This is a genomic window from Pseudonocardia sp. ICBG1142, assembly GCF_020496255.1.
GTDB lineage: Bacteria > Actinomycetota > Actinomycetes > Mycobacteriales > Pseudonocardiaceae > Pseudonocardia.
The window spans coordinates 776217-800605 of sequence record NZ_JAHLJC010000031.1; the positions used below are offsets into that span (position 1 = coordinate 776217).

Genomic DNA, 24389 nt, shown 5'->3' on the forward strand with positions numbered 1-24389 from the left:
AGACCAGCGATGAGATGTGAAATGATGTTGTAGCGTTCCTTCATGGACGTGCGTCGGCTCCGGATCCTGCGCGAGCTCGCCGACCGCGGCTCGGTCACAGCCGTCGCCGCGGCACTGAACTTCACCCCGTCCGCGGTGTCCCAGCAGCTCAAGACCTTGTCGCGGGAGGCGGGGCTGGAGCTGACCGCGCCGGACGGGCGTGGTCTGCGGCTCACCGCGGCCGGGCGGGCCGTCGTCGACGGGGCGCAGGAGGTGCTCGACGCGCTGGGCCGGCTGGAGGAGACCGCCGCGGGACTGCGCGAGCAGCCGCTGGGGACGGTGCGGGTGGTGTTCTTCCCGTCCGCGGCCCGGCTGCTCCTGCCGGGGCTGCTGCACCGGGCGTCCGCCCATCCCGGGCTCGCGCTGTCCTGCCGGGACCTCGACCTGCGTCCGGAGGAGGTGCCGGCCGCGGCGGCCGACGCCGACGTCGTCGTCACCCACCACGACGAACGGCTCGACCCGTTCGGCACCGGCCGGCTCACCGTGCACCCGCTCCTGCGCGAGCCCCTCGACGTCGCACTCCCCCCGGACCACCCGCTGGCCCACCGTGCCGAGGTGCACCTGCCCGAGCTCGTCGACGCCGACTGGATCTCGGTCGCCGTCGGCTGGCCGGTCGACGACGTGCTGAGTTCGCTGTCCCTGGTGACCGGCACCGTGCCGCGGGTGGTGCAGCGGATCAACGACTTCTCGGTCACCGAGGAGCTCGTCGCGCACAGGCACGGCGTCGCGCTGCTGCCCCGCTACTCCACCGACCACCGCGACGGCGCCCGGCTCGCGCTGCGCCCGCTCGCCGGGGTGCGGGCCGACCGCCTGGTGCGCGCCGTGACCCGCGGTGCGGTGACCCGGCCCGCGGTACGGCTGGTGCTCGACGAGCTCGCCGCGGAGGCCGCGGCGGTCAGAGCAGCCGGGTGACCTTGTTCAGTCCGGCGTAGCGGACCGGGGTGACCCGCACCGTCGCGCCCGAGTACGGGGCCTCCAGCATCTTGCCGTCGCCGAGGTAGATGGCGATGTGGTGGGTGCGACCGCCCTCGGCCCAGGACAGCATGTCCCCGCGCCGCATGTCCGAGATCGGCACCAGGCGCCCGGCGTTGGCCTGGTTCCCGCTGTAGCGGGGCAGGTAGATGCCGACGCCGGCGAAGGCGAACTGCATCAGCCCCGAGCAGTCGAAGCCGACCTTGCGGAAGTCGCCGTGGGCGTCGGCGACGCCGCCGTCGCGGATGCCGCGGGTCGGTCCGCGCGTGTTGCCGCCGCCCCAGGCGTAGATGGTGCCGAGCTGGGCCATCGCCCGGTCGATCACGGTCTCGATCGCCGCCGTCCCGGTGCGCCGCGGCGCGGGACCCGCCGACGGCGCGGACTCCTGCGCGACCCGCGACGCGGCCTCCTCCCGGGCCCGCCGGTCGGCCTCGGCCTGGAGCCGGGCCTGCTCGGCACGCCACGCCTCGTAGCGCTGGCGCTGGGCGCGCAGCCCGGCGGCGGCGTTCTCGGCGGCGTCGAGCCGGGACTGGACGTCGGTGCGTTCGGCGTGCACCGCGTCGAGCCGGGTCTGCTGGGCGTCGGCGGCCGCGACGGCCTCGTCGACGGCGGCATCGGCCGCCGCGGACGCCTGCTCGGCGTCGGCGCGGCGCCGGTCGGCCTCCTCCTGCGCCGCGCGGGCGAGGGAGTCGGCGTTGGCCTGGGCGATGCGGGCCTGCTGGAGCTGCTCCAGGACGGCGGCCTGGTCCTCGCTCAGCGCGTCGGTGAGCCGGGCCCGGTCCATCAGGTCCTGCGGATCGGTCGCCCGGGAGAGCAGGCCGAGCGGGCCCAGGTCGAGCCCGTGGGTGTAGACGTCGCCGACGAAGGCGTCGATCCGGGTCCGGGCGTCGTCGACGGCGCGGCCCGCGGCCTCGGTCGCGGCGCGGGCGTCGGCGGCCCGGGCCGCGGCGGTCTCGGCCTCGCGACCGGCGGCGTCGGCGGTGTCCCGGGCGGCGAGCGCCTCCTCGTTGCGCCCCGCGACCTCCATCTGCAGCTGCTCGGCCTGCGCGTCGAGCTCGGCGAGGCGGGCGGTGAGCCTGCCGACCTCGGCCGCCCGGTCCTGCACCGACTGGCGGCTGCGCTCCAGCTCGTCGTCGCCGGGGTTGGGCGGCGGCGGGGGCGGGGGCTGCGCCGGGAGCACCGCGGCGGTGGGCACGGCGGCGGGCACGGCAGCGGTGGGCACGACGGTCGCGGCCGCGCCCACCCCGGGCGAGGCCAGTGCGATCGCCACGAGCACGGCCACCACGACGAGGGTCGCCGACGGCTGGCGCGTCACGGGGAGGTCCTTCCGGGGAGCGGGGCGGGATCGACAGGGGAGCTCGACCGGCAACACTGCCACTCGTGTCACCCGAATCCCGTGCGACACACCGGACCCGTCCATCACACGAGCGACCTCACGCCCCCGACGGCTCCGCGACTCCGGCCACACCCGGCTCGCCAGGCTTATAGGACAGGCGTACTGTTTACCTCACGAGGGTCCGCGCTGCTGCCGACACGGCGGTGCGCGAGACTCCGACACGACGCAGGTGAGCACCTCCTCCCCGCGAGGCGGGGCGGGCTCACCGCACCGGACATAGCGACCGCCCACCACCACGGGAGGACCACCAAGTGGCCAGCACCGACAGCTTCGGCGCCCGAGGACAGCTCGACGTCGGGGGCACCGGTTACGAGATCTTCCGGCTCTCCGCGGTGGAGGGCTCGAAGCGCCTGCCGTTCAGCCTGAAGGTCCTGCTCGAGAACCTGCTCCGCACCGAGGACGGTGCGAACGTCACGGCGGACCACATCAACGCCCTGGCGAACTGGGACCCGCAGGCCGACCCGGACACCGAGATCCAGTTCACCCCCGCCCGGGTGATCATGCAGGACTTCACCGGCGTGCCCTGCGTCGTCGACCTGGCGACCATGCGCGAGGCCGTGACCGAGATGGGCGGCGACCCGTCCAAGGTCAACCCGCTCGCACCGGCCGAGCTCGTCATCGACCACTCGGTAATGATCGACTTCTTCGGCACCGCCGACGCGTTCGAGAAGAACATCGAGTTCGAGTACGGCCGCAACAAGGAGCGCTACCAGTTCCTGCGCTGGGGCCAGGGCGCCTTCGACGAGTTCAAGGTCGTCCCGCCCGGCACCGGCATCGTGCACCAGGTCAACATCGAGAACCTGGCGCGCGTGGTCATGCCGCGCAACGGACAGGCCTACCCCGACACCCTGGTCGGCACCGACTCCCACACCACGATGGTCAACGGCCTGGGTGTGCTGGGCTGGGGCGTCGGCGGCATCGAGGCCGAGGCCGCGATGCTCGGCCAGCCGGTCTCGATGCTCATCCCCCAGGTGCTCGGCTTCAAGCTGACCGGTGAGATCCCGACCGGCGTGACCGCCACCGACGTGGTGCTGACGATCACCGAGATGCTGCGCCGCCAGGGCGTCGTCGGCAAGTTCGTCGAGTTCTACGGCGCCGGCGTCGGCGCGGTGCCGCTGGCCAACCGCGCCACCATCGGCAACATGAGCCCGGAGTTCGGCTCGACCGCGGCGATCTTCCCGATCGACGAGGAGACCGTCCGCTACCTGAAGCTGACCGGCCGGTCAGCCGAGCAGATCGCGCTGGTCGAGGCCTACGCCAAGGAGCAGGGCCTCTGGCACGACCCGGACCACGAGCCGGTCTACTCCCAGACCCTGGAGCTCGACCTGTCGACGGTCGTCCCGTCGATCGCCGGCCCGAAGCGCCCGCAGGACCGCATCGAGCTGACCGACGCCAAGCCGGCGTTCCGCAAGACCGTGCACGACTACACCGACGACGGCGTGGCCCCGAGCCCGCTCGCCGGCGTCGACGAGTCGTCGAACGAGTCCTTCCCGGCCAGCGACGCCCCCGCGCTCTCCTTCGCCGACGACGACGCCGCGCCGATCATCATGTCGGCGGCCGACGGCTGCGAGGGCCGCCCGTCCAAGCCGGTCACGGTGAAGTCCGAGACGCGCGGCGAGTTCGTGCTCGACCACGGCGCCGTCGTGATCGCCTCGATCACCTCGTGCACCAACACCTCGAACCCGAGCGTCATGCTCGGTGCCGCGCTGCTGGCGCGCAACGCCGTCGAGAAGGGCCTGACCACCAAGCCGTGGGTCAAGACCTCGATGGCCCCGGGCAGCCAGGTCGTGACCGACTACTACGAGAAGGCCGGTCTCTGGCCCTACCTCGACAAGCTCGGCTACAACCTGGTCGGCTACGGCTGCACCACCTGCATCGGCAACTCCGGCCCGCTGCCGGAGGAGATCTCGGCCGCGGTCAACGACAACGACCTCACCGTCGTCTCGGTGCTCTCGGGCAACCGGAACTTCGAGGGCCGTATCAACCCCGACGTCAAGATGAACTACCTGGCGTCCCCGCCGCTGGTCATCGCCTACGCGCTGGCCGGGACGATGGACTTCGACTTCGAGACCCAGCCCCTGGGGCAGGACTCCGAGGGCAACGACGTCTTCCTCCGCGACATCTGGCCCTCGACCGAGGACATCAACGACGTCGTGGACTCCTCGATCACCTCGGAGATGTTCACCAAGAGCTACTCCGACGTGTTCCGCGGCGACGATCGCTGGCGCGCGCTGCCCACCCCCGAGGGCAAGGTCTTCGAGTGGGACCAGAAGTCCACCTACGTCCGCAAGCCCCCGTACTTCGAGGGCATGAAGGGCGAGCCGGACCCGGTCACCGACATCTCCGGCGCCCGCGTGCTCGCGCTGCTCCGCGACTCGGTCACCACCGACCACATCTCGCCGGCCGGTGCGATCAAGCCGGGCACCCCGGCCGCGGAGTACCTGGACTCCCACGGCGTCGAGAAGAAGGACTACAACTCCTTCGGCTCGCGGCGCGGCAACCACGAGGTGATGATCCGCGGCACGTTCGCGAACATCCGGCTGCGCAACCAGCTGCTCGACGACGTCTCGGGCGGCTACACCCGCGACTTCACCCAGGACGGCGGGCCGCAGGCGTTCATCTACGACGCCGCGCAGAACTACGCCGCGCAGGGCACCCCGCTGGTCATCCTCGGCGGCAAGGAGTACGGCTCCGGCTCGTCGCGTGACTGGGCGGCCAAGGGCACCGCGCTGCTGGGCGTGCGCGCCGTCATCGTCGAGTCCTTCGAGCGGATCCACCGCTCGAACCTGATCGGCATGGGCGTGATCCCGCTGCAGTTCCCCGAGGGCGAGTCGGCGAAGAGCCTCGGGCTCGACGGCACCGAGACCTTCGACATCGCGGGCATCACCGAGCTGAACGACGGGAAGACCCCGAAGTCGGTGCACGTGACCGCGACCAAGGAGTCCGGCGAGACCGTCGAGTTCGACGCGAAGGTCCGCATCGACACCCCCGGTGAGGCGGACTACTACCGCAACGGCGGCATCTTGCAGTACGTCCTGCGGGGCATGCTGAAGAGCTGACGCGCAGCACCCCACCACCACACGCGGAGCCCGTCCCCTCGCCGAGGGGGCGGGCTCCGTCGGTGCTGCGGGCCGGGGCTGCGGGCTGGGACTGCGCTCCCGGCGCGTGCCTACGGACGGGCCCCCAGGTCGTGGGAGATGCACCGGGCGGCGTCGGCGGCGGCGCGGCCGTGGTCGTCGAAGACGTCCTCGGTCATCCGCACCGTCGGACCGGACACCGACAGCGCCCCGACCGGTCGCCCGTCGGGACCGCGGAGGGGGGCACCGACCGCGGCGATGCCGTCGGAGAGCCCCTCGGGATTGACCGACCATCCGCGCTCGCGGACCTCGGCGATCCGGGCCCGCAGCCGGTCGGGGTCGACGACGGTGTGCCGGGTGGACGCCTCCAGCGGACCGGCGAGGTAGTCCTCGACCTCCGCCGGGGTGCAGGCGGCGAGGTAGGCCTGCCCGGTGGCCGAGGCGTGCAGCGGGATGCGGTGGCCCAGCGGCAGGAAGGCGCGCAGCCGGTGCGCGGTGTCCAGCCGTTCGAGCAGGACCAGCTCGCGACCGTCCGGGGCCGCCAGGTGCACGGTCTCCCCCGTCGTGAGCTGCAGCTCGTGCAGGACCGGGAGCGCCACCGCGCGCAGGCCACCGGCGTCGCGGGCCTGGTTGCCGACCGCGAACGCCCGGTAGGTGAGCCGCCAGCGGGCGGTGTCGTCGCTGACGCACCAGCCGACCTCGGCGAGGGTGTGCAGGATCCGCTGCACGGTGGACTTCGGCAGCACGACGGCGCGGGCGAGGTCGGACAGCCCGACGGGCTGACGCTCCCCCACCGCCTCCAGGACGCGGACCGCGGAGACGACGCTGGTGGTCGGAGCCATGAGCGGTGTTGACCTCCCCCGTTCGGGCGACCTAGTGTCCGCCCCAGACGGTCCACTCTACGAACCACTGTGCCACCTGATGGACCGATACGACAAGCGCGTACCAACGGGGGTAGGCATGGCGGTGCAGGTCATCACGCTGGTGGTGTTCGCGGCGGTCTTCGTGATCGCCGAGGTCCGCCGGTCCCATATCGGGATCGTCATGTTCGCGGCCGCCGCGGGCATGGGCGTGCTCGTCGCGGGCCTGCCGCTCGACGACGTCGTCGCGGGCTTCCCCGTCGACATCCTCGTCCTGCTGGTCGGGGTGACGTTCTTCTTCGGGATCGCGAAGGCCAACGGCACCATCGGCCGGCTCGTCGACCGGGCCCTGGTCGTGGTCGGTGACCGGCCCGGGGCGCTGCCGCTGACGTTCTTCGTGCTCACCGGCGTGGTGTCGGCGATGGGCTCGCCCCTGGGTGGTCTGGTCATGGCGCCGATCGGGATGACCGGGGCCCACCGGCGCGGGATCGACCCGATGCTGATGGCGCTGGCCATCGGGACCGGCCTGTCGGCGGGCGGGTTCGCCCCGACGTCGCTGTTCGGGATCGTCACCTGGGGCACGGCGTCGGCGGCGGGCATCGCGCTCAACCCGCTGACCCTGTTCGCGGTCGCGATCGTCGCGAACCTGGTGCTGCTGGCCGCGTCCTACCTGATGTTCTCCGCCCGCAGCCGCGTCCCGGTCACCACCGGCGGCGGGGGCGGGCCGCAGGAGCCCGGCGACACCGAGGCGCCGGTCCGCGAGCCGTTCACCGCGACGCACCGGATTACCGTCGTCGCGATGCTGGGCCTGGTCGCGGCGGTCGTGGCGCTGGCGGTGCTGGACCTCGAACCCGACGTGGGGGTGCTCGCCTTCGCCTTCGGCGCGGTGCTGACCCTGATCGACCCGGACAGCGGCCGCGGCGCCCTGAAGGAGATCGACTGGTCCACCGTGCTGCTGGTCGGCGGCATCATCACCTACGTCGGTGTGCTCCAGGAGATCGGCTCGGTCGACCTGCTGGGCGACCTCGCCGCGAGCCTCACCGTCCCGCTGCTCGCCGCGCTGGTGATCTGCGCGGTGTGCGGGCTGGTGGGGGCGTTCGCCTCGACCACCGGCATACTCGCCGCGCTGGTGCCGCTGGCGATCCCGCTCGTGCAGCAGGGCGGGATCCCGGGCTGGGCACTGATCTGCGCGCTCGGGGTCTGCTCGTCCATCGTGGACGTGTCTCCCTTCTCGACGGTGGGTGCGACGCTGGTCGCCACCACCGTCGACGAGCAGGAACGCCCCCGCATGACTGCACTGCTGACCCGCTGGGGCCTGTCGATGGTCGTGATCGGCCCGTTGGCCTTGGTCGGCGCCCTCGTACTGCCGGCCATGGCCGCGTGAGAAGGAGATCCTCGTGTTCCTCACCTCCCTGACCGAGCCGCGGGACCTGGAGCGGGCCGTCACCGTCGGCGACGACGTGCTCTCCCGCTCCGAGCTCGTCGACCGGGCCGGCCGCGTCGCCGCCGGGATCCCCGACGACGGCCCGGTCGCGGTGCACGCCACCGCCTCGATCGACACCGTCGTCGCGATCACCGGCGCGATCATGGCCGGGGTGCCGGTCGTGCCGGTCCCGCCGGACTCGGGGCCGGCCGAGCGTGGGCACATCCTGACCGACTCCGGCGCCACCGCCTGGGCGGGACCGCGGCCCGACGGCGTCGACCTGCCGGTCGTCGTCCCCGGCGCACGACCGCTCACCCCGCGCCCGGTCGACCCGGCGGCCACCGCGATGCTGCTCTACACCTCCGGCACCACCGGCCGCCCCAAGGGCGCGCAGCTGTCGGGGGCCGCGATCGCCGCCGGGCTGGACGCCCTGTTCGAGGTGTGGGACTGGACCCCCGAGGACACCGTCGCCCACGGTCTGCCCCTGTTCCACGTGCACGGCCTCATCCTGGGGGTGCTCGGTTCCCTGCGCCTCGGGTCGCGGGTGGTGCACACGGTGAAGCCGCAGCCCGCCCGCTACGCCGCGGTCGACGCCTCGATGTACTTCGGCGTCCCCACGGTCTGGAACCGGATCGTCGACGAGCCCGACGCCGCCCGTGCCCTGGGCCGGGCCCGGCTCCTCGTCTCGGGCAGCGCCCCGCTGCCCGCCTCGCTGTTCGACCGGATCGCCGGCCTGACCGGGCAGGCGCCGGTCGAGCGCTACGGCATGACCGAGACCATGATCACCCTGTCCGCGCACGCCTCCGGGGAGCGTCGCGCCGGATGGGTCGGCCTCCCCGTCCCGGGCGCCCAGACCCGGCTACTGCCCGCCTCCGACGATGCCCCCGCCACCGTCCCCGACGACGGCGAGACCGTCGGTCGGCTCGAGGTCCGCGGCCCCATGCTGTTCGACGGCTACCTGAACCGCCCCGGCGCGAACGACGAGTGCTGGGCCGGCGAGGGCTGGTTCCGCACCGGGGACCTCGCCGTCCGCGACCCGGGCGGGTTCCACCGCATCGTCGGCCGCGAGTCCACCGACCTGATCAAGTCGGGCGGCTACCGGATCGGCTCCGGGGAGATCGAGGCCGTGCTGCTCGACCACCCGGGCGTCGCCGAGGTGGCCGTGGTCGGCGCCCCCGATCCCGACCTCGGCCAGAAGATCGTCGCCTACGTCGTCGGCGACTCGCGTGACGGGCAGGCGCTGATCGACCACGTCGCCGGGCAGCTGTCCTGGCACAAGCGTCCCCGCGAGGTCGTGTTCGTCGACGCCCTGCCCCGCAACGCGATGGGCAAGGTCCAGAAGAAGCTGCTCGGCGCCTGACCCGGGTCCCCGGATCGGGCGCGTCCGCGGGCGCTCCCGGCCAGCCGGGCCTAGGTTGCTGACCATGCCCGGTGCGCACTCACCCTCGGAGGACCGCGGCGACGACCGCGGGGTCTCGGTCAACCCCGTCTTCGCGGCCGAGCCGGTGGACATCCCCCGGTTCCGGATGCCCGACTCGGGCCTGCACCCCGAGATCGCCTACCAGGTCGTGCACGACGAGCTGATGCTCGACGGCAACGCCCGGCTGAACCTGGCCACGTTCGTCACGACGTGGGCGGAGCCCCAGGCCGAGCGGCTGATGGCCGAGTCCTTCGACAAGAACATGATCGACAAGGACGAGTACCCGCGGACCGCGGACCTGGAGCAGCGGTGCGTGCGGATGCTCGCGGACCTGTGGCACGCCCCCGACCCGGGACGGGCCGTCGGCTGCTCGACGACGGGCTCGTCGGAGGCGTGCATGCTCGGCGGGCTGGCGCTCAAGCGGCGCTGGCAGCACCGGCGCAGGGCGGCAGGCCTCCCGACGGACCGGCCGAACATCGTGATGGGCGTGAACGTCCAGATCTGCTGGGACAAGTTCGCGAACTACTGGGACGTGGAGCCGCGGCTGGTCCCGATGGAGGGCGACCGGCTGCACCTGGGGGCCGACGAGGCCGTCGCGCTGTGCGACGAGAACACCATCGGCGTCGTCGCGATCCTGGGGTCCACCTTCGACGGCAGCTACGAGCCCGTCGCCGAGATCTGCGCCGCGCTCGACGACCTGCAGTCCCGCACCGGGCTGGACGTCCCGGTGCACGTCGACGGGGCGTCCGGAGCGATGATCGCGCCGTTCTGCGACCCCGACCTGGAGTGGGACTTCCGGCTGCCCCGGGTGGCGTCGATCAACACCTCCGGCCACAAGTACGGCCTGGTGCATCCGGGCGTCGGCTGGGCGGTGTGGCGCGACACCGACGCGCTGCCCGAGGACCTGGTGTTCCGGGTGAACTACCTGGGCGGGGACATGCCGACCTTCGCCCTGAACTTCTCCCGCCCCGGCGGGCAGGTCATCGCCCAGTACTACAATTTTCTGCGCCTGGGTCGCGAGGGCTACGCGCGGGTGCAGGGCACCTGCCGGGAGATCGCCACCGGGCTGGCCGGGCGGATCGCCGAGACGGGCGCGTTCCGGCTGCTCACCGACGGCTCGCAGCTGCCCGTGTTCGCGTTCACCGTCGCCGACGGCGAACCGTTCTCGGTGTTCGACGTGTCGGCGGGCCTGCGCGAGACGGGATGGCTGGTCCCGGCGTACACGTTCCCGCAGAACCGGGAGGACCTGGCGGCGCTGCGGATCGTGGTGCGCAACGGGTTCAGCCACGACCTGGCCGCGCTGCTGCTCGACGACCTGGCGCGGCTGCTGGAGCGACTGCGCCGGCAGGCCGGTCCTGTCCGCGGGAGCGAGGCCGCGGGCTTCGCCCACGGGACGTGAGCCGGTCCGGGCGGGACACCCGCACCGCGTACCTGCTGCTGGCGCCCAGCCTGCTGGGTGTGGTGCTGTTCCTGCTGGTCCCGGTGCTGATCGTGGTGGGGCTGGCGCTGTTCCGGTGGGACCTGGTCGGGCCGCGGACGTTCGTCGGGCTGGGCAACGTCGTCGCCGTCGCCACCGACGGCCGGTTCACCCGGTCCCTGCTGGTGACGGCGTTCTTCGTGCTCATCGTCATCCCGGTGCAGACCGCCCTCGGTCTGGCGGCGGCGCTGCTGCTGGACCGCGGGCTTCCGGGGACCACGGTGTTCCGGGTGATCTTCGTGCTGCCGTGGATCTGCGCGCCGCTGGCGCTGGGCGTGGTGTGGCGGTGGATCCTGTCCCCCACCGACGGTGCGCTCAACGCGCTGCTGGGGATCCGCGTCGAGTGGCTGGCCGACCCTGCGCTGGCGCTGCCGTCGGTCGCGGCCGTGACCGCCTGGACCCAGGTCGGCTACGTCGCCCTGTTCTTCCTGGCCGGGCTGCGCGCCATCCCGGACACGATCGTCGAGGCGGCCCGGCTCGACGGGGCGTCGGCGTGGCAGCTGCTGTGGCGGATCCGGCTGCCGCTGCTGCGGCCGACGCTGTTCTTCGTGCTGGTCACCGGCGTGATCTCCAGCTTCCAGGTGTTCGACTCGGTGTACGCGCTCACGCCGAACGGCGGACCGCAGGGTGTCACCGACGTCGTCGCGGGGCGGATCTACTACGAGGCGTTCGAGAACCGCGCGGTCGGGCAGGCCGCGGTGATGGCGGTGGTGTTGTTCGTGATCCTGGTGGTGGTGACCGTGGCCCAGCAGCGGTGGTTCAGCCGTCGCACGACCTACGAGCTCGACACGTGAGGCGCGGCAGACTCGTCGACGCGGCCGTGCTGGTCGCGCTGCTGGTGGGCGCGGTGGTGACGCTGGCGCCGTTCGTGCTGAGCGTGATGACCGCGCTGAAGACGACCCGGCAGTTCGCGGCGACGCCGGTGCTGGCACCGCCGGCCCCGCCGACGGTGGAGAACATCGTGACCCTGTTCGGCCGCGACTACGACTTCGTGACCCCGATCGCGGTGACCGCGCAGGTGGTGGTCGTGGTCCTGGTGGGGCAGCTGCTGTTCTCGGTGCTCGCGGCGTACGCGTTCGCCCGCCTGGAGTTCCCGGGCCGCGACGCGCTGTTCTGGGTGTACCTGGGGACGCTGATGGTGCCGCAGGCGGTGACGGTGATCCCGCTGTACCTGATGATGACCGAGGTGGGGCTGCGGAACACCTTCTGGGCGCTGGTGCTGCCCTACGTCCTCGGGTCGCCGTTCGCCATCTTCCTGCTGCGCGAGCACTTCCGGACCATCCCGCAGGACCTGATCGACGCCGCCCGGCTCGACGGCGCCGGGACGGTCGGGATCCTGCGGCACGTCGTCGTGCCGGTGAGCCGGCCGATCCTCACGACGCTGGCGGTGATCACCGTGGTGACGCACTGGAACAACTTCCTGTGGCCGCTGGTCATCACCTCCGGCCGGACCTGGCAGGTGATGACGGTCGCGACCGCCGGGCTGCAGACCCAGTACAACGGGAACTGGCCGATCGTGATGGCGGCGACGACGGTCGCGATCGTCCCGCTGATCGCGCTGTTCCTGGTGTTCCAGCGCAGCGTCGTCCGCTCGATCACGATCACCGGGTTCCGGTGAGGCGCCGCCTGGGCGCCGCGCTGGTGCTGGTCGCGGCGCTGGTGCTGGTCGCGGCGCTGGTGCTGACGGCCTGCTCCCCCGCGTCGCGGTTCGACGACGACGCCGACGGCGTCACCACGGTGACGCTGCGGTTGTGGGACACCCAGGTCGCGGCGGCCTACCGGCGCTCGTTCGACGCGTTCTCCGCGGCCAACCCCGACATCCGGGTCGAGCTGGTGCAGGTCCCGTTCAAGGACTACTTCACCTCGCTGCCCCTCGACGTGGCCTCGGGTACCGCGACCGACATCTACTGGGTCAACTCGTCCAACTTCGGGGCGCTCGCCGACGCCGGAAGGCTGATCGACATCGGGTCGGCGCTGGCCGACCAGCGCGCCGGCTGGGTGCCGGCCGCCGCGGACCAGTACTCCCGCGGCGGCACCCTGTGGGGTGTCCCGGCGGTGACCGACGGCCGGATCGCGCTGTTCTACAACAAGGACCTGGTCCGCGCGGCCGGGGTCGACCCGACGACGCTGCGGTGGGATCCGACCGACCCGGCACGCGACACCCTGCTCCCGGCCGCGCGGAGGCTGACCGCCGACGCCACCGGACGGACCGCGGACCAGCCCGGGTTCGACCCGCGCACGGTGCGCCGGTACGGCTTCAACGCGGCCCGGGACCTGCAGGCGATCTACGTGAACTTCCTCGCCTCCGCGGGCGGCCGGTTGCAGGCCCCCGACGAGACCTTCGACCTCGCCACGCCCGCGGGCGAGCAGGCATTCGGCTACCTGGTGAACATGATCGACACCGAGCGGGTGGCGCCGTCCGCGGCCGACACGAACCAGAACCCGGACTTCAGCCGCGACCAGTTCCTGCGGGGCCGGATCGCACTGTTCCAGAGCGGCACCTACAACCTCGCCAACATCGCCGAGGGCGCGACCTTCGACTGGGGGATCGCGCCGATGGTCGAGGGCCCGCGCGGCCGGGTCAGCGTGGTGTCGAGCATCGTGGCCGCCGGCAACGCCGACAGCCCGCGGCGTCCGGAGATCCTGCGGGTGCTGCGCTGGTTGGGATCGCCGGAGGGTGCCGCCCCGGTCGGCGACAGCGGCGCCGGGCTGCCCGCGGTGACCGCGGCCCAGCGGGGCTGGTTCGACTACTGGGCGCGCCGCGGCGTCGACACCCGGGAGTTCGTCGCGGACGGCCCGACGACCCCGGCACCGTCGGGCCCGAAGGTGGGCGCGGCGACGACGGCGATGGAGCCCACGCTCGACGACCTGTTCGCCGGGCGGCTGCCCGTCGCCGCGGGGCTGCGGCAGGCGCAGAACATCGGCAACGCCGCGCTGCGCTGATAGCGTGTCCGGTGCGCCCCCGATGGGCCCAGCCGGAAGGAGTTCTCGCCAGTCCCGCACGGGCCCGCGGGCGCAGCTCCTTCACCCAGGTCGTTCGCGTGGTCCCCACTGTCGTCAGGAGACCCGCATGACCTGCACGTTCAACCACATGATCGTCGCCGCCCGGGACCGGGTGGCCTCCGCGGCGTTCTACCGGCACGTCCTGGAGGCGGCGCAGGCGCCGTCCTGGGGGCCGTTCACCAACATCGCCCTCGACGGCGGCGTCCTCGTCCAGTTCGCCGACCTGCCCACCGACGTCTACCCGCAGATCCAGCCCCAGCACTACGCGTTCCTCGTCGACGACGCGCTGTTCGACCGCGCGTACGCCCGGCTCGTCGAGGCGGGCGCCGAGCACTGGGCCGACCCGCAGCGCACCCGCCCCGGCGAGATCAACCACGGGCACGGCGGGCGCGGGGTGTACTTCCTCGACCCGGCCGGTCACTTCCTCGAGATGATCACCCAACCGTATGTGTGACGTCGCCGCGGCCCGGCGCTGGCTCGACGCCGCCCGGCCCGATCCCGGCCGTGCCCCGGACTGGATGGTGCCGTTGCTGCGCGGGCTGGAGCGCGCCGGGCCGCGGGACATCAGCAGGAACGACCTGCCCGCCGACCACGTCGGGCCACGGCAGTCGGCCGTGCTGGTGCTGCTCGGGCAGGGCCCCGACGGCCCGGAGGTCGTGCTCCAGCGGCGGGCCCGACGGCTGCGCCACCACTCCGGCGAGATCTCCTTCCCCGGGGGCCGTGCGGACCCGGGTGACACCGATCCCGCGGCCACCGCGCTGCGGGAGGCGACCGAGGAGACCGGGCTGGAGCCGTCCGGTGTGGACGTCGTCGCGACGCTGCCGCGGCTGATCCTGCTGACCGGGTTCCACGTGACCGCGGTACTCGGGCACTGGCGGACGCCGACCCGGCTGCACGCGGTCGACCCGGCCGAGACCGAGGCGGTGCTGCAGGTGCCGCTGGTGGTGCTCGCCGACCCGGCGCACCGGTTCCGGCTCCGGGGCGGCGGCGGGGCCTGGCGGGGCCCCGGTTTCCGGGTGGGCGAGGACGTGGTGTGGGGGTTCACCGCCGAGGTGCTCGACGCGGTGCTGCGCCTGGGCGGGTGGGAGCGGCCGTGGCCGCCCGGCCCGGAGCTGGAGTGGGAGTCGTTGTGAGCACCAGCAGCGGCGCGGCCAGCAGGGCCAGTGCCGCGGCCGTCCATATCGGAGCGACCGACCCGGCCGCCGCGAATGCGGCGCCGCCCAGTAGCGGGCCGAGGGTCGCTCCGGCGTTCAGCGACGCGGTGGCGACGGCGCCGCCGAGGGTCGGTGCCTCGCGGGCGGCCGTCAGCGCCCGGGCGACGAGCGTCGACCCGACCGCGAAACCCAGCGCGCCCAGGAGCCCGACCAGGGCGAGCACCGCCACCGGGTGCGTGGCAACGAGCGCGAGCGCGGTCCAGGCCACCGGCAGCGCGCTACCCGCGCCGAGCAGCAGCGGGCGGGCGCGGGTGTCGGCGAACCTGCCCGCGATGCCCACCCCTGCGGCGGCGCCGGACCCGAACAGCAGCAGCCCGACGGGCACCGCCGGTGGGCCGCCCGCCTCGGCCAGCAGCGGCGCAAGGTAGGTGTACGCGGCGAACGTCGAGCCGTTCACCAGGGCACCGAGCGCCAGCGCCCCGACGACCGCGCCCCGGCGCAGGACCGTCAGCTCGGCGCGCAGGCCCGGCGCCGGTGCCCGTCCGCCGTCGCCGGTGCGGACGCCGGCGACGACCCCGGCCAGCGCGACGGCGGCCACCGCCGCGACCACCCAGAACGTCGCACGCCAGCCGAACGCCTGTCCCACCAGTGCGCCGGCCGGGACACCGGCGACGAGGGCGACGGTCGTGCCGGACAGCAGGGTCGCGGTCGCCCGGGCCGTACGCTCCGGCGGCACCGCCGCGACCGCGACCGACAGGGCGACGGCGAGGAACCCGGCGGTGCACAGCGCGGCGAGAACCCGGGTGACCAGCAGGATCCCCAGGCCGGGGGTCAGCGCCCCGGCGACGTGCGCGGCGACGAAGGCGGCCAGGAACCCGCACAGCGCGAGCCGCGGCGGCAGCCGGCGTGCGGCCAGCGCTGTGAGCGGGGCGCCGAGGACCATCCCCACGGCGAACGCCGAGGTCAGGGACCCGGCGGCGAGCGGGGTGACGCCGAGGTCGGCGGCGATGTCCGGGACGAGCCCGGCGAGCATGAACTCCGAGGTGGCCAGCGCGGTGACGGCGCAGGCGAGGACGACGAGCAGCACGGTGAAACTCCGTGGGTGACGGGGTCGGGAACGGACATCGGTCCGGCCGCGTCACCGGGTGCGGGCAGGGGAGGTCGCCGCCACCGGTGGGACCGGTGGCTACCGCGTGTTCGACTCCGGACTGCCCACGGCCGTCACCGTAGCCGTCGCGCTCCCCCGGCGCCCGCCGTTTTCCCTTCCCCGGCGGTTCACCAGCTGATGCGGTCGAAGAGCTCCCGCAGCCGCGCCGCCCGCGCCGGGCGTCCGTGACCCACCCACGCGATCCGCCCCAGCAGGTGCTCGCGGAACGCCGGGTGCCCGGCCCGGTTCTGCGCGTCGGGACCGGTGCGGGCGGCGTTGTGCAGGATCGCGCGCAGCTCGTCGTGGTCGCGCCGCGAGGCGGCCGGGGCGTCGCCGTTGACGACCAGGCCCACGACGCGCTGCCGGTGGTGCGCGGGCATGATCCGGGTCTTGTCCGGGCGGACGCGGAAGCCCTCCTCCGCGGCGATCGCCGCCACCCGCTGTGTCAGACCGTGCACCGGCAGCCCGGCGTCGCCGGAGAACACCAGGTCGTCGGCGTAGCGGCCGTAGGCGGCGCCGACCGCGGTCGCCAGTCCGCTCAGCCGCCGGTCCAGTCCGTAGGTGAGCAGGTTCGCCACCATCGGCGACGACGGCGCGCCCTGGGGCAGGTGCGGCGAGGCGAGGCGGTCGAGCATCCGTCGTCGCGCGGCGGGATCGCCGCGGTGCGGGCAGGCGCGCAGCACCCCGGGCGGGGTGGCGGTCACGAGCAGGCCGGCGATGGTGGCGGCGACGGCGGGCGGGTAGCCCGCGACCCGCAGCAGTCCGGCGACCCGGCCGCCGGTCACGTGGGAGTAGAAGCCCTCCAGGTCCAGGCGCAGCACCATCGGCCGGGCCCGGTGCTCCGCGGCGAGGGTGTGCGGGCTCCGCCCCCGGACGTGGCCGTGCGCGGCCGGGTGCACCGGGATCCGGTCGAGCACCCTCCGCCGGATCCGGCGCTGCAGCTCGGCGAGCCGCGGAGCGGGTGCCTCGATCAGCCGGGGCGTCCCGGAGCGCGACGGTGTCCAGTGCCGCCGGTAGTGGGTCAGCGGGCCGTCGGGGGCGTGCCGCAGCCAGCCGCCGGGGTCGGCGAACCAGGCGAGCTCGCCGTCGTCGAGGCGCAGGGCGGTGGCCAGGGCGGACAGATCCGCCCAGCGCGGCACCGGCAGGCGCCACACCGGGTCGGGCTGCTCGACCCGGCGGTGCCGGCGCGGCCCCGCCAGGAGGGCGGTGACCTCGGCCTCGACACCGGCCGAGGAACCGCGCGGGGCTCGGCGCCGGCGGGCGACGAGCGCGCCCACGACGCCCGCCAGCTCCTCGGGTCCCGACCAGCCGCCGAGCCCGGCGAGCCGCTCGGTCAGCGGGTCCGTGCCCCACGGCCCGGCACAGGCGGCCGCGGCGATCGCCGCCGGGTGCGGTGCCATCAGCGGCCCCGCACCGTCGAGCGGTCCCGCACCGCGGGATCGGACGACACGGCGAGGCCCGGCACCACAGCGGGGCCGGGCACCACAGCGGGGCCGGGCACCACAGCGGGGCCGGGCACCACAGCGGGGCCGGGCACCACAGCGGGGCCGGGCACCACAGCGGGGCCGGGCACCACAGCGGGGCCGGGCACCACAGCGGGGCCGGGCACCACAGCGGGGCCGGGCGGCACGGCGGGGCCGCAACGCTGGGTGATGCGGCGGCGGGGGTCGACCGGTGTTCTCCGTCCGCCGCGCGCCGCGGGCAGCGCTGTCGTGCCGTAAGCGCGCGGGACGCCGTGCTGCATCGTGCCGGCGCACCCCGGGGTTGCCCCGGAGTCGCGGGCCCCGGCCGGAACCGGGGCGGCCGCCTGCTCGTCCGTCCGCCGCCGCATCGGCGACGACGCTACCGGGTGCGGCACGCCGCGGCAGCCGCGCCGACACACGGCGCCCCGGCCCGGGAAGAACGACCACGGCCACGGTGGAGCCGGGCGGTACCCGTTCTACGCTCGGCTCCCCAGGGAGGAGAGCATGATGACCGCATCCGCTCACCGCGAGGTCGACGTGCCGTTCGACGTCCTCGACGGCTTCACCCACCACATGGTCGACGTCGACGGTGTGACGCTGCACGCCGTCGACGGTGGCGTCCCGGAGGCACCCGCGGTGGTGCTCCTGGCCGGCGTGCCGCAGACCTGGTGGGCCTGGCACCGGGTCATGCCCGCCCTCGCCGCGACCCACCGGGTCGTGGCCCTGGACCTTCCCGGGCAGGGGCACTCCGCCCGGCCCGCCGACGGCTACGACACCCTCAGCGTGGCGCGCCTCATGCGGCGGGCCGTCGAGCTCCTCGGGGTCGGCGAGCACTGGCTCGTCGCCCACGACGTCGGGGCATGGGTCGCCACCACCTACGCCCTCGACACCCCGACCGCGTCCGGCGGGCCCGAGCTGCTCGGCCTGGCACTGCTCGACGCCGGGATCCCCGGCGTCAGCCTGCCCACGAGCGTGGCCCTCGACCCCGCGAGCGCGTACAAGCTCGCGCACTTCGCCTTCCACCTGGTGCCCGATCTCCCCGAGACGCTCATCAGCGGGCACGAGCGGGAGTACGTGGCCTGGTTCCTGACCCACAAGGCCGCGGCGCCCGACGTGTTCTCCGATGCCGAGATCGACCGGTACGCACGCCTGTTCGCCGCGGCGGACGGGGTGCGGGCGATCCTCGCCTACTACCGGTCCGTGCCGGAGTCGGCGAGTCGCAACCGCGAGCTCGCGGCCGCACGGAAGATCGATGTGCCGGTGTCGGCGATCTCCAGCGACCAGGGCTCGATCCCCGACATGGCGGCGGCCGTCCGACCCCTCGTCGGCGACGCGGCCGACGTCCTCGACGTCCGGGTGGCCGGTGCCGGCCACTTCGTCCCGGAGGAAGCTCCCGACCAGGTCGTCCGGGCGATCGAGGAACTCGTCGCCCGCAGCCGGCCCTGACCCGCTCCGCAGCCGCGACGGAGCCCCGGTGCCCGCCTCCACCGAACCCGCGCCGGAGCGCCGGGCGCGGGGCGACGTATCGTCGCCCGCCGTGAGTGCCGTGTCGTCCGGCCAGCCGTCCGGGCAGTCGTCCGGCCAACCGTCGGGACAGCCGCCCGACCGGCCGTCCCGGGCCACCCCGGTCGTCGCCGGCGCCGCCGCCGTGCTGCTGGTCGCCCAGCAGGTGCCGGGCCTGGTCTTCCGGCACGGAACCGCGGTGCCGGTGCTGCCGGTCGGGCTGTGGCGCGGCTGGCTCCCGCTGATCCTCGCCGGGCTCGTGCTCCTGGCGGTCTCCGCGCTGCGGGGGCGGCACCACCCGGGTCCGAGGAGCACCGCCGGCCGGATGGCCGGGCTGATGCTGGCATTCGGCCCGGCGACGCTGCTCGCCTACCGCGGGCGTCTGGTGGACCCGCTGGCCGTCTACACCCTGGGGATCGACCCGTCGGAGCGGGCGTGGCCGGTGGTCGACCTCGTCCTGGGCACCCTGCTGGCGCTGACGCTGGTCGTCTGCCTGCTCAGGACCGGTGCAGCGGGTCGATCCACGGCACGTGCTCGGGCTGCTCGACCCCGGTGATGTCGAGGTTCACCACGACCGGCTCCTGACCGGAGCGGGTCAGCACGCACTCCAGCGGCTCGTCGTCGAGGGCGTTGATCTCCTGGTGCGGCACCCACGGCGGCACGAAGATGAACCCGCCCGGCCCGGCCTCGGCGGTGAACTCCAGGTTCTCGCCCCACTTCATGCGGGCCCGGCCGCGCACGACGTAGATGACGCTCTCCAGCTCCCCGTGGTGGTGCGCGCCGGTGCGGGCGCCGGGATGGATGGTCACCGTGCCCGCCCACAACCGCTGCGCGCCGACCCGGTCCCCGGTGACGGCGGCGGCGCGGTGCATGCCGGGGGTCTGCGGGGTGTTGTCGTCGAGCATGTCGCCGGGGATGACCCGGACGCCGTCGTGGCGCCAGTCGGTGCTCATGGGCCGACCCTAGCCGCGGCCGGCCCGGAACCGGAACGACCGCGCACCCAGCTCGGTCTCCGGCCGTGCGAGCCCGGCCGCGCCGAGCCGCCGCGGCAGTGTCGCCGGGTCGACCACGGTCAGGGTGTCCCCGACGTGGACCGCCCGGAACCGCAGCGACATCCGGGAGTCGATCCCGGCGAACGTCCCACCGGGACGCAGCACCCGCGCGGCCTCGGCGAAGAGCCGGTCCTGCTCCCCCGGCGTCGGGACGTGGTGGAGCATCGTGAAGCAGACGACGGCGTCGAAGCTCCCGTCCGGGAACGGCAGGGCGGCGCCGTCGCCGTGCCGGACGGCGACACCGAGCTCGTCCCCGAGGCCGTCGCGCAGGTCGGCCGCCAGCACGGGGTCGACCTCCAGCGCGGTCAGTGCCCCGGACCGCGGCGCGAGCCAGCGGGTGGTGACGCCGTAGCCGGGGCCGATCTCCAGGACCTCACCGGTGAGGTCGACGTCGCGGGTGGCCCAGGGCAGCGTCGTCCCGTGCATCCGGTCGGACCAGGAGTCGGAGCGGCAGATCCGCCGGTGCAGCACGTTCATCGCCATGGCCGCGACGCTAGGCGCGGGTAGCGGTGGCCGGGAGTCGCTAGGCTGCCGGATCGTGTCGCGTTCCGGCCTGCCCGCGCACGTCCCCGACGTGCCGGGCGCCGCGGTGCTGGTCTCCCGCATCCCGCTCGAGCGCGGGCACGCGTTCGCCGAGCACACCCACCCGGCGCACCAGCTCGCCTGGGCGGCCGCCGGGGTCCTGCGGGTCACCGTCGCCGACACCAGCTGGGTCCTCGGCCCCGGACGGGCGCTGTGGCTGCCGGCCGGGGTCCCGCACGTCACGGCCGCCACCGAGACGGCGGCGATGCGCGGGATCTACCTGTGGCCCGGCCGCTGCCCGATCGACTGGCCCGCGCCGTGCGTGCTCGCGGTCGAACCGCTGGTCGCGGCCCTGCTGGAACACCTGGCCGGGCCGGGGCCCGCGACGCCCGAGCGGTCCCGCGCCGAGGCGGTGCTGTTCGACCGGCTCCGCCCGGCCCGCGACGCCGGCGGCCCCGGCGCGGCGGTCCGGCTCGTCCTGCCCACCGACCCGCGAGCCCGCCGGGTCGCCCTGGCCCTGCTCGACGATCCCGCCGACGACCGCGACACCGCCGCGTGGGGCCGGGCCGTGGGAGCGGGTGAACGCACCCTGGCCCGGCTGTTCCGCGCCGAGACCGGGGTGGGCCCCGGCCGGTGGCGGACGCTGCTGCGGATGCGGGTCGCACTGGAGCAGCTGGCCGCGGGCCGCCCGGTCGGCGTGGTCGCCCGGCACGTCGGCTACGCGACGCCCTCGGCGTTCGTCGCGGCGTTCCGCCGGGAGACCGGGACCACGCCGTCGGCGGTGCTGCGCCCGGCCGGCACAGCACCGCCGGGGCTCAGGCGGCGGTGAACAGGGTCAGCGCGAACCGCGCGTCGGGGTCGACCCAGCGGCGCGTCGTGGCGAACCCGGCCGCGGCGGCGAACGCGTCGACCGTCGCCGGGGTGAACTTCGCCGAGATCTCGGTGGCGAGCTCCTCCCCCGCGACGAACGCGACGTCGAGGTCGAGGTCGGCGATCCGGACCCGCATGTCGCGGGTGGCGCGCAACCGCATCTCGATCCACGAGTTCTCCGCGTCCCACACCGCGACGTGGTCGAACGCGTCGACGTCGAAGGTCGCGCCGAGCTCGCGGTTGAGCACGCGCAGCACGTTGCGGTTGAACTCCGCGGTGACCCCGGCGGCGTCGTCGTAGGCGGGGACCATCACGGCCGGGTCGGTGGCCAGGCCGGTGCCGAGCAGCAGCTGCTCACCGGGCCGCAGCACCGAGCGGACGTGTCGCAGGAAGTCGTGGCGCGGGCCGGGCATGAGGTTGCCGATGGTGCCGCCGAGGAAGGCGATCATCCGCTTCCCGCCCGGCTCGGCACCGGGCAGCCGGTCCAGGTCACGGGTGAAGTCGCCGACCACGCCGTGCAGCTCCAGCTCCGGGTAGTCCCGGTGGAGCTCGTCGATGGCGCCGCGCAGGGCGGACTCGCTGACGTCCTGCGGGACGTAGCGGCGCAACGTCCCGGCCCGGGCGAACGCGTCGAGCAGCAACCGGGTCTTGGTCGAGGACCCCGACCCCAGCTCGACGACGGTGTCGGCGCCCGAGGAGCGGGCGATGTCGTCCACGGAGTCGGCGAGCAGGGCCCGCTCGGTGCGGAAGGGGTAGTACTCGGGCAGCTCGGTGATCCGCTCGAACAGCTCGGATCCCCGGGCGTCGTAGAACCACTTCGGCGGCAGTTCCTTCGGCGACGCGGCGAGCCCGCGCGTCACGTCGGACCGCAGCGCGGTGTCGGCATCGGATTCGGTGAGGTGGACGTCCAGCTGAATGGCGCCGGGAGTGCTCACGGAGCTCCTAGGTCATGACTCTCGTGGTGGCCCGGTCGGGCCACCACCAGGTGCCGGTCGGGCACCCGGGTCCAGTCGGGGAACGCATGGGTCGGTTCGGAGGCGACGGTCACGCAGCCCGGTCCGACCCGGACGGCGAGTGCGTGCCGCCAGGCCGTCGCCCAGATCGTCGTGCCGTCGGTCAGCAGCAGGTTCAGCCGCGAGCCGGGCGCGGTCCGCTCGGTGTCGGCGCAGACCCTGGCCAGCAGGTCCGCCGGGTCGGCGCCGTCGGCGAGACCCCGCCGGACCACCGCCCACAGCAGTGCCGCGTCGGTGGGGGCGTCGAGGGTCATCAGGTCGGTGACGGGCAGTGCCGCCGCGGCTTCCGCAAGGGACTCCGGCCAGCCGCGGACGACGCCGTTGTGGCTGAACAGCCACCGCCCGTCGGTGAAGGGGGCGGCGGCCGCCGCGGTGACCGGCATCCCGACCGTCGCCGAGCGGACGGCGGCGAGCACCGCTCCCGACGTCGTCGCCCCGGCCAGCGCGGCGTAGGACGTGTCGGACCACAGCGGCGACGCCGAGCGGACCCGCACCGGCGTCGTGCTCCCGGGCGGGTACCAGCCGGTGCCGTGGCCGTCGGCGTTGATCGTGCCGCCACCGCGCATGTCGGCCGGGGCGTAGGACTGCGCGAGCAGCCCGTGCTCCGGTTCCAGGACCAGCGACGCCAGTGTGGCCGGTTCCCCCAGGTACGCGAGGTGCCTACACACCGGCGTCGCGGACCAGCCGGAACCCGGCGAAGATCTGTCGGCGGATCGGGTGGTCCCAGTTGCGGAACGTCGCCCGGATCGCCGCCGGATCGGTGCCGAACGACCCGCCGCGCAGGACGGCGTAGTCCCCGCCGAAGAAGACCTCCGAGTACTCCGGGTACGGGAACACGGTGAACCCCGGGTAGGGGTGCCAGCCGGAGTCGCACCACTCCCAGACGTCGCCGACCATCTGCTGCACCCCGAGCGCGGACGCCCCCGCCGGGTAGGCCCCGATCGGGGCCGGCTGCAGGTGCCGCTGACCGAGGTTGGCGTGCTCGGCGCGCGGCTCGTCGTCACCCCAGGGGAAGCGCCGCGAGCGGCCGGTCGCCGGGTCGAAGCGGGCGGCCTTCTCCCACTCCGCCTCGGTGGGCAGCCGCTTGCCGACCCAGCGGGCGTAGGCCTGCGCCTCGTGGAAGGACACGTGCACGACAGGCTCGTCGTCGGGCACCCGCTCGACGATCCCGAACCGGCGCCGCCACCAGGTGCCGTCGGCGTCGCGGGACCAGAACCGCGGCGCGACCAGCCCTTCCTCCGTGCGGTGCGCCCAACCGGCGTCGGTCCACAGCCGCGGGTCGTCGTAGCCGCCCGCGTCGACGAACGCCGCGAACGCACCGTTGGTGACCGGGTGCACGTCGATCCGGAACGCGGGCAGGTCGACGACGTGCGCGGGCCGCTCGTTGTCCAGCGCCCACGGCTCGGCCGAGGTGCCCATCTCGAACGGGCCCGCCGGGACGAGGACCTCCGCCGCCGGGTCCACCGCCCCGGCCGGGCGGGGCGGCGGGGCGGCGTCGAGCACCGGCGCCCCGGAGCGCAGCTGGTGGGTGGCGAGCATGGTCTCGTCGTGCTGCTGCTCGTGCTGCACGATCATCCCGAACGCGAAGCCCTCGGCCTCCAGCGGACGACCGCGCAGCGGGCTGCGGTGCAGCGCGTCGAGCGCCTTGTCCCGGACCTCGGCGACGTAGCCGCGGGCCTCGGCCGGGGTGAGCAGCGGCAGCGTGACCCGCGAGGAGCGGGAGTGCTGGAACGCGTCGTAGAGGCCGTCGATCTCCGGGCGCAGCGGCTCGCGGCCGCCCACGTCACGGACGAGCCACAGCTCCTCCATCGACCCGATGTGCGCGAGGTCCCAGACCAGCGGTGACATCAGCGGCGAGTGCTGGGCCTGCAGCTCGCCGTCGTCGAGATCGGTCAGCGCGGTGCTGCGGCCCCGCGAGCGCTCCAGCAGCGCCGCGACCCGGGTGCGCATGGTCTCCGGGCGCTCCCCGGGCGTCGCGGGCCCGGTCAGGGGTCCGGT

Annotated in this window: 23 protein-coding genes; 13 read left to right on the plus strand and 10 right to left on the minus strand. The window is 74.3% G+C overall.

Going from position 1 to position 24389, the window contains the following annotated elements; genetic code table 11:
• The first annotated feature begins 42 nt into the window (after positions 1-42).
• Positions 43-951 (plus strand): LysR family transcriptional regulator, encoded by a 909-nt coding sequence (locus KPL59_RS27880; protein ID WP_226362532.1) that lies wholly within the window; start codon positions 43-45, stop codon positions 949-951.
• Here KPL59_RS27880 and KPL59_RS37195 read toward each other — a convergent pair.
• Entirely contained in the window at positions 935-2326 is a 1392-nt protein-coding gene (locus tag KPL59_RS37195) for an NlpC/P60 family protein (protein ID WP_226362533.1), read from the minus strand. The genes KPL59_RS27880 and KPL59_RS37195 overlap by 17 nt on opposite strands.
• Before the next feature lie 332 nt (positions 2327-2658).
• Between KPL59_RS37195 and KPL59_RS27890 the strand changes: the two genes are divergently transcribed.
• Positions 2659-5466, plus strand: coding sequence for an aconitate hydratase (locus tag KPL59_RS27890; RefSeq protein WP_226362534.1), 2808 nt, complete (start codon positions 2659-2661; stop codon positions 5464-5466).
• Between the two features lie 110 nt (positions 5467-5576).
• Here the strand turns inward: KPL59_RS27890 and KPL59_RS27895 are convergent, their stop codons facing one another.
• Positions 5577-6326, minus strand: coding sequence for an IclR family transcriptional regulator (locus tag KPL59_RS27895; RefSeq protein ID WP_226362535.1), 750 nt, complete (start codon positions 6324-6326; stop codon positions 5577-5579).
• A gap of 118 nt (positions 6327-6444) precedes the next feature.
• Here KPL59_RS27895 and KPL59_RS27900 point away from each other — a divergent pair, with 118 nt between their 5' ends.
• The 8 genes from KPL59_RS27900 (at position 6445) to KPL59_RS27935 (ending at position 14800) form a co-directional block, all read left to right on the plus strand.
• The gene (locus tag KPL59_RS27900; protein ID WP_226362536.1) at positions 6445-7728 is read left to right on the plus strand and encodes an SLC13 family permease; all 1284 of its coding nucleotides are present in this window, start codon (positions 6445-6447) and stop codon (positions 7726-7728) included.
• Positions 7729-7741: 13 nt separating this feature from the next.
• Entirely contained in the window at positions 7742-9127 is a 1386-nt protein-coding gene (locus KPL59_RS27905; protein WP_226362537.1) for an acyl-CoA synthetase, read from the plus strand.
• Positions 9128-9191: 64 nt separating this feature from the next.
• A complete protein-coding gene (locus KPL59_RS27910; protein ID WP_226362538.1) occupies positions 9192-10586 on the plus strand; it encodes a glutamate decarboxylase in 1395 nt (464 codons plus the stop codon).
• The gene (locus tag KPL59_RS27915) at positions 10583-11458 is read left to right on the plus strand and encodes a carbohydrate ABC transporter permease (RefSeq protein ID WP_226359346.1); all 876 of its coding nucleotides are present in this window, start codon (positions 10583-10585) and stop codon (positions 11456-11458) included. The genes KPL59_RS27910 and KPL59_RS27915 overlap by 4 nt, the downstream gene beginning before the upstream one ends.
• The gene (locus KPL59_RS27920) at positions 11455-12282 is read left to right on the plus strand and encodes a carbohydrate ABC transporter permease (RefSeq protein ID WP_020623777.1); all 828 of its coding nucleotides are present in this window, start codon (positions 11455-11457) and stop codon (positions 12280-12282) included. Before KPL59_RS27915 ends, KPL59_RS27920 begins: the two co-directional genes overlap by 4 nt.
• Entirely contained in the window at positions 12279-13607 is a 1329-nt protein-coding gene (locus tag KPL59_RS27925) for a sugar ABC transporter substrate-binding protein (protein ID WP_226362539.1), read from the plus strand. Before KPL59_RS27920 ends, KPL59_RS27925 begins: the two co-directional genes overlap by 4 nt.
• Before the next feature lie 127 nt (positions 13608-13734).
• Positions 13735-14121 carry a VOC family protein gene (locus tag KPL59_RS27930; RefSeq protein ID WP_226359343.1) on the plus strand — a complete coding sequence of 129 codons (387 nt, stop codon included), beginning with the start codon at positions 13735-13737 and terminating at the stop codon, positions 14119-14121.
• Entirely contained in the window at positions 14114-14800 is a 687-nt protein-coding gene (locus tag KPL59_RS27935; protein WP_226362540.1) for a CoA pyrophosphatase, read from the plus strand. Before KPL59_RS27930 ends, KPL59_RS27935 begins: the two co-directional genes overlap by 8 nt.
• Here the strand turns inward: KPL59_RS27935 and KPL59_RS27940 are convergent.
• The 3 genes from KPL59_RS27940 to KPL59_RS27950 all read right to left on the minus strand — a co-directional run bounded on the left by KPL59_RS27940 (position 14709) and on the right by KPL59_RS27950 (position 17799).
• Entirely contained in the window at positions 14709-15908 is a 1200-nt protein-coding gene (locus KPL59_RS27940) for an MFS transporter (protein ID WP_226359341.1), read from the minus strand. The genes KPL59_RS27935 and KPL59_RS27940 overlap by 92 nt on opposite strands.
• Positions 15909-16096: 188 nt before the next feature.
• Complete coding sequence (locus KPL59_RS27945) at positions 16097-17368, minus strand: reverse transcriptase family protein (RefSeq protein WP_226362541.1); 1272 nt, start codon at positions 17366-17368, stop codon at positions 16097-16099.
• Positions 17368-17799 (minus strand): hypothetical protein, encoded by a 432-nt coding sequence (locus KPL59_RS27950; protein WP_226362542.1) that lies wholly within the window; start codon positions 17797-17799, stop codon positions 17368-17370. Before KPL59_RS27950 ends, KPL59_RS27945 begins: the two co-directional genes overlap by 1 nt.
• 139 nt (positions 17800-17938) lie before the next feature.
• Between KPL59_RS27950 and KPL59_RS27955 the strand changes: the two genes are divergently transcribed.
• Both KPL59_RS27955 and KPL59_RS27960 read left to right on the plus strand, forming a co-directional pair.
• The gene (locus tag KPL59_RS27955; protein WP_226362543.1) at positions 17939-18877 is read left to right on the plus strand and encodes an alpha/beta fold hydrolase; all 939 of its coding nucleotides are present in this window, start codon (positions 17939-17941) and stop codon (positions 18875-18877) included.
• A 91-nt stretch (positions 18878-18968) separates the two neighbouring features.
• Positions 18969-19490 carry a hypothetical protein gene (locus tag KPL59_RS27960; RefSeq protein WP_226362544.1) on the plus strand — a complete coding sequence of 174 codons (522 nt, stop codon included), beginning with the start codon at positions 18969-18971 and terminating at the stop codon, positions 19488-19490.
• On the opposite strand, the gene KPL59_RS27965 is transcribed toward KPL59_RS27960, so the two are convergent.
• Together KPL59_RS27965 and KPL59_RS36595 are read right to left on the minus strand one after the other, a co-directional pair.
• Positions 19432-19887: a cupin domain-containing protein gene (locus KPL59_RS27965; protein WP_226359336.1), complete on the minus strand. Its 456-nt coding sequence runs from the start codon at positions 19885-19887 to the stop codon at positions 19432-19434. The genes KPL59_RS27960 and KPL59_RS27965 overlap by 59 nt on opposite strands.
• 9 nt (positions 19888-19896) lie before the next feature.
• Positions 19897-20469, minus strand: coding sequence for a class I SAM-dependent methyltransferase (locus KPL59_RS36595; protein ID WP_305080582.1), 573 nt, complete (start codon positions 20467-20469; stop codon positions 19897-19899).
• Positions 20470-20524: 55 nt separating this feature from the next.
• Between KPL59_RS36595 and KPL59_RS27975 the strand changes: the two genes are divergently transcribed.
• Entirely contained in the window at positions 20525-21337 is an 813-nt protein-coding gene (locus KPL59_RS27975; protein WP_226362545.1) for a helix-turn-helix domain-containing protein, read from the plus strand.
• Here the strand turns inward: KPL59_RS27975 and egtD are convergent.
• The 3 genes from egtD to egtB are packed head-to-tail and all read right to left on the minus strand — an operon-like array spanning position 21324 to position 24341.
• Positions 21324-22313, minus strand: a complete 990-nt coding sequence (gene egtD, locus KPL59_RS27980; RefSeq protein WP_083702366.1) for an L-histidine N(alpha)-methyltransferase — start codon at positions 22311-22313, stop codon at positions 21324-21326. The genes KPL59_RS27975 and egtD overlap by 14 nt on opposite strands.
• Complete coding sequence (gene egtC / locus KPL59_RS27985) at positions 22310-23059, minus strand: ergothioneine biosynthesis protein EgtC (RefSeq protein WP_226362546.1); 750 nt, start codon at positions 23057-23059, stop codon at positions 22310-22312. The genes egtD and egtC overlap by 4 nt, the downstream gene beginning before the upstream one ends.
• On the minus strand, positions 23052-24341 hold the full coding sequence (gene egtB, locus KPL59_RS27990) for an ergothioneine biosynthesis protein EgtB (protein ID WP_374111680.1): 1290 nt from the start codon (positions 24339-24341) through the stop codon (positions 23052-23054). The genes egtC and egtB overlap by 8 nt, the downstream gene beginning before the upstream one ends.
• Positions 24342-24389 lie beyond the last annotated feature (48 nt).

Excerpts from the sequence above, each read along its gene's own strand:
- KPL59_RS27895 (WP_226362535.1), bottom strand. The coding sequence starts at position 6,326 with ATGGCTCCGACCACCAGCGTCGTCTCCGCGGTCCGCGTCCTGGAGGCG.
- KPL59_RS36595 (WP_305080582.1), bottom strand. The coding sequence starts at position 20,469 with ATGGCGATGAACGTGCTGCACCGGCGGATCTGCCGCTCCGACTCCTGG.
- KPL59_RS27910 (WP_226362538.1), top strand. The coding sequence starts at position 9,192 with ATGCCCGGTGCGCACTCACCCTCGGAGGACCGCGGCGACGACCGCGGG.
- KPL59_RS27955 (WP_226362543.1), top strand. The coding sequence starts at position 17,939 with ATGACCGCATCCGCTCACCGCGAGGTCGACGTGCCGTTCGACGTCCTC.
- KPL59_RS27880 (WP_226362532.1), top strand. The coding sequence starts at position 43 with ATGGACGTGCGTCGGCTCCGGATCCTGCGCGAGCTCGCCGACCGCGGC.
- KPL59_RS27945 (WP_226362541.1), bottom strand. The coding sequence starts at position 17,368 with ATGGCACCGCACCCGGCGGCGATCGCCGCGGCCGCCTGTGCCGGGCCG.
- KPL59_RS27930 (WP_226359343.1), top strand. The coding sequence starts at position 13,735 with ATGACCTGCACGTTCAACCACATGATCGTCGCCGCCCGGGACCGGGTG.
- KPL59_RS27950 (WP_226362542.1), bottom strand. The coding sequence starts at position 17,799 with ATGCGGCGGCGGACGGACGAGCAGGCGGCCGCCCCGGTTCCGGCCGGG.
- KPL59_RS27965 (WP_226359336.1), bottom strand. The coding sequence starts at position 19,887 with ATGAGCACCGACTGGCGCCACGACGGCGTCCGGGTCATCCCCGGCGAC.
- KPL59_RS27935 (WP_226362540.1), top strand. The coding sequence starts at position 14,114 with ATGTGTGACGTCGCCGCGGCCCGGCGCTGGCTCGACGCCGCCCGGCCC.
- KPL59_RS27900 (WP_226362536.1), top strand. The coding sequence starts at position 6,445 with ATGGCGGTGCAGGTCATCACGCTGGTGGTGTTCGCGGCGGTCTTCGTG.
- egtB (WP_374111680.1), bottom strand. The coding sequence starts at position 24,341 with ATGCGCACCCGGGTCGCGGCGCTGCTGGAGCGCTCGCGGGGCCGCAGC.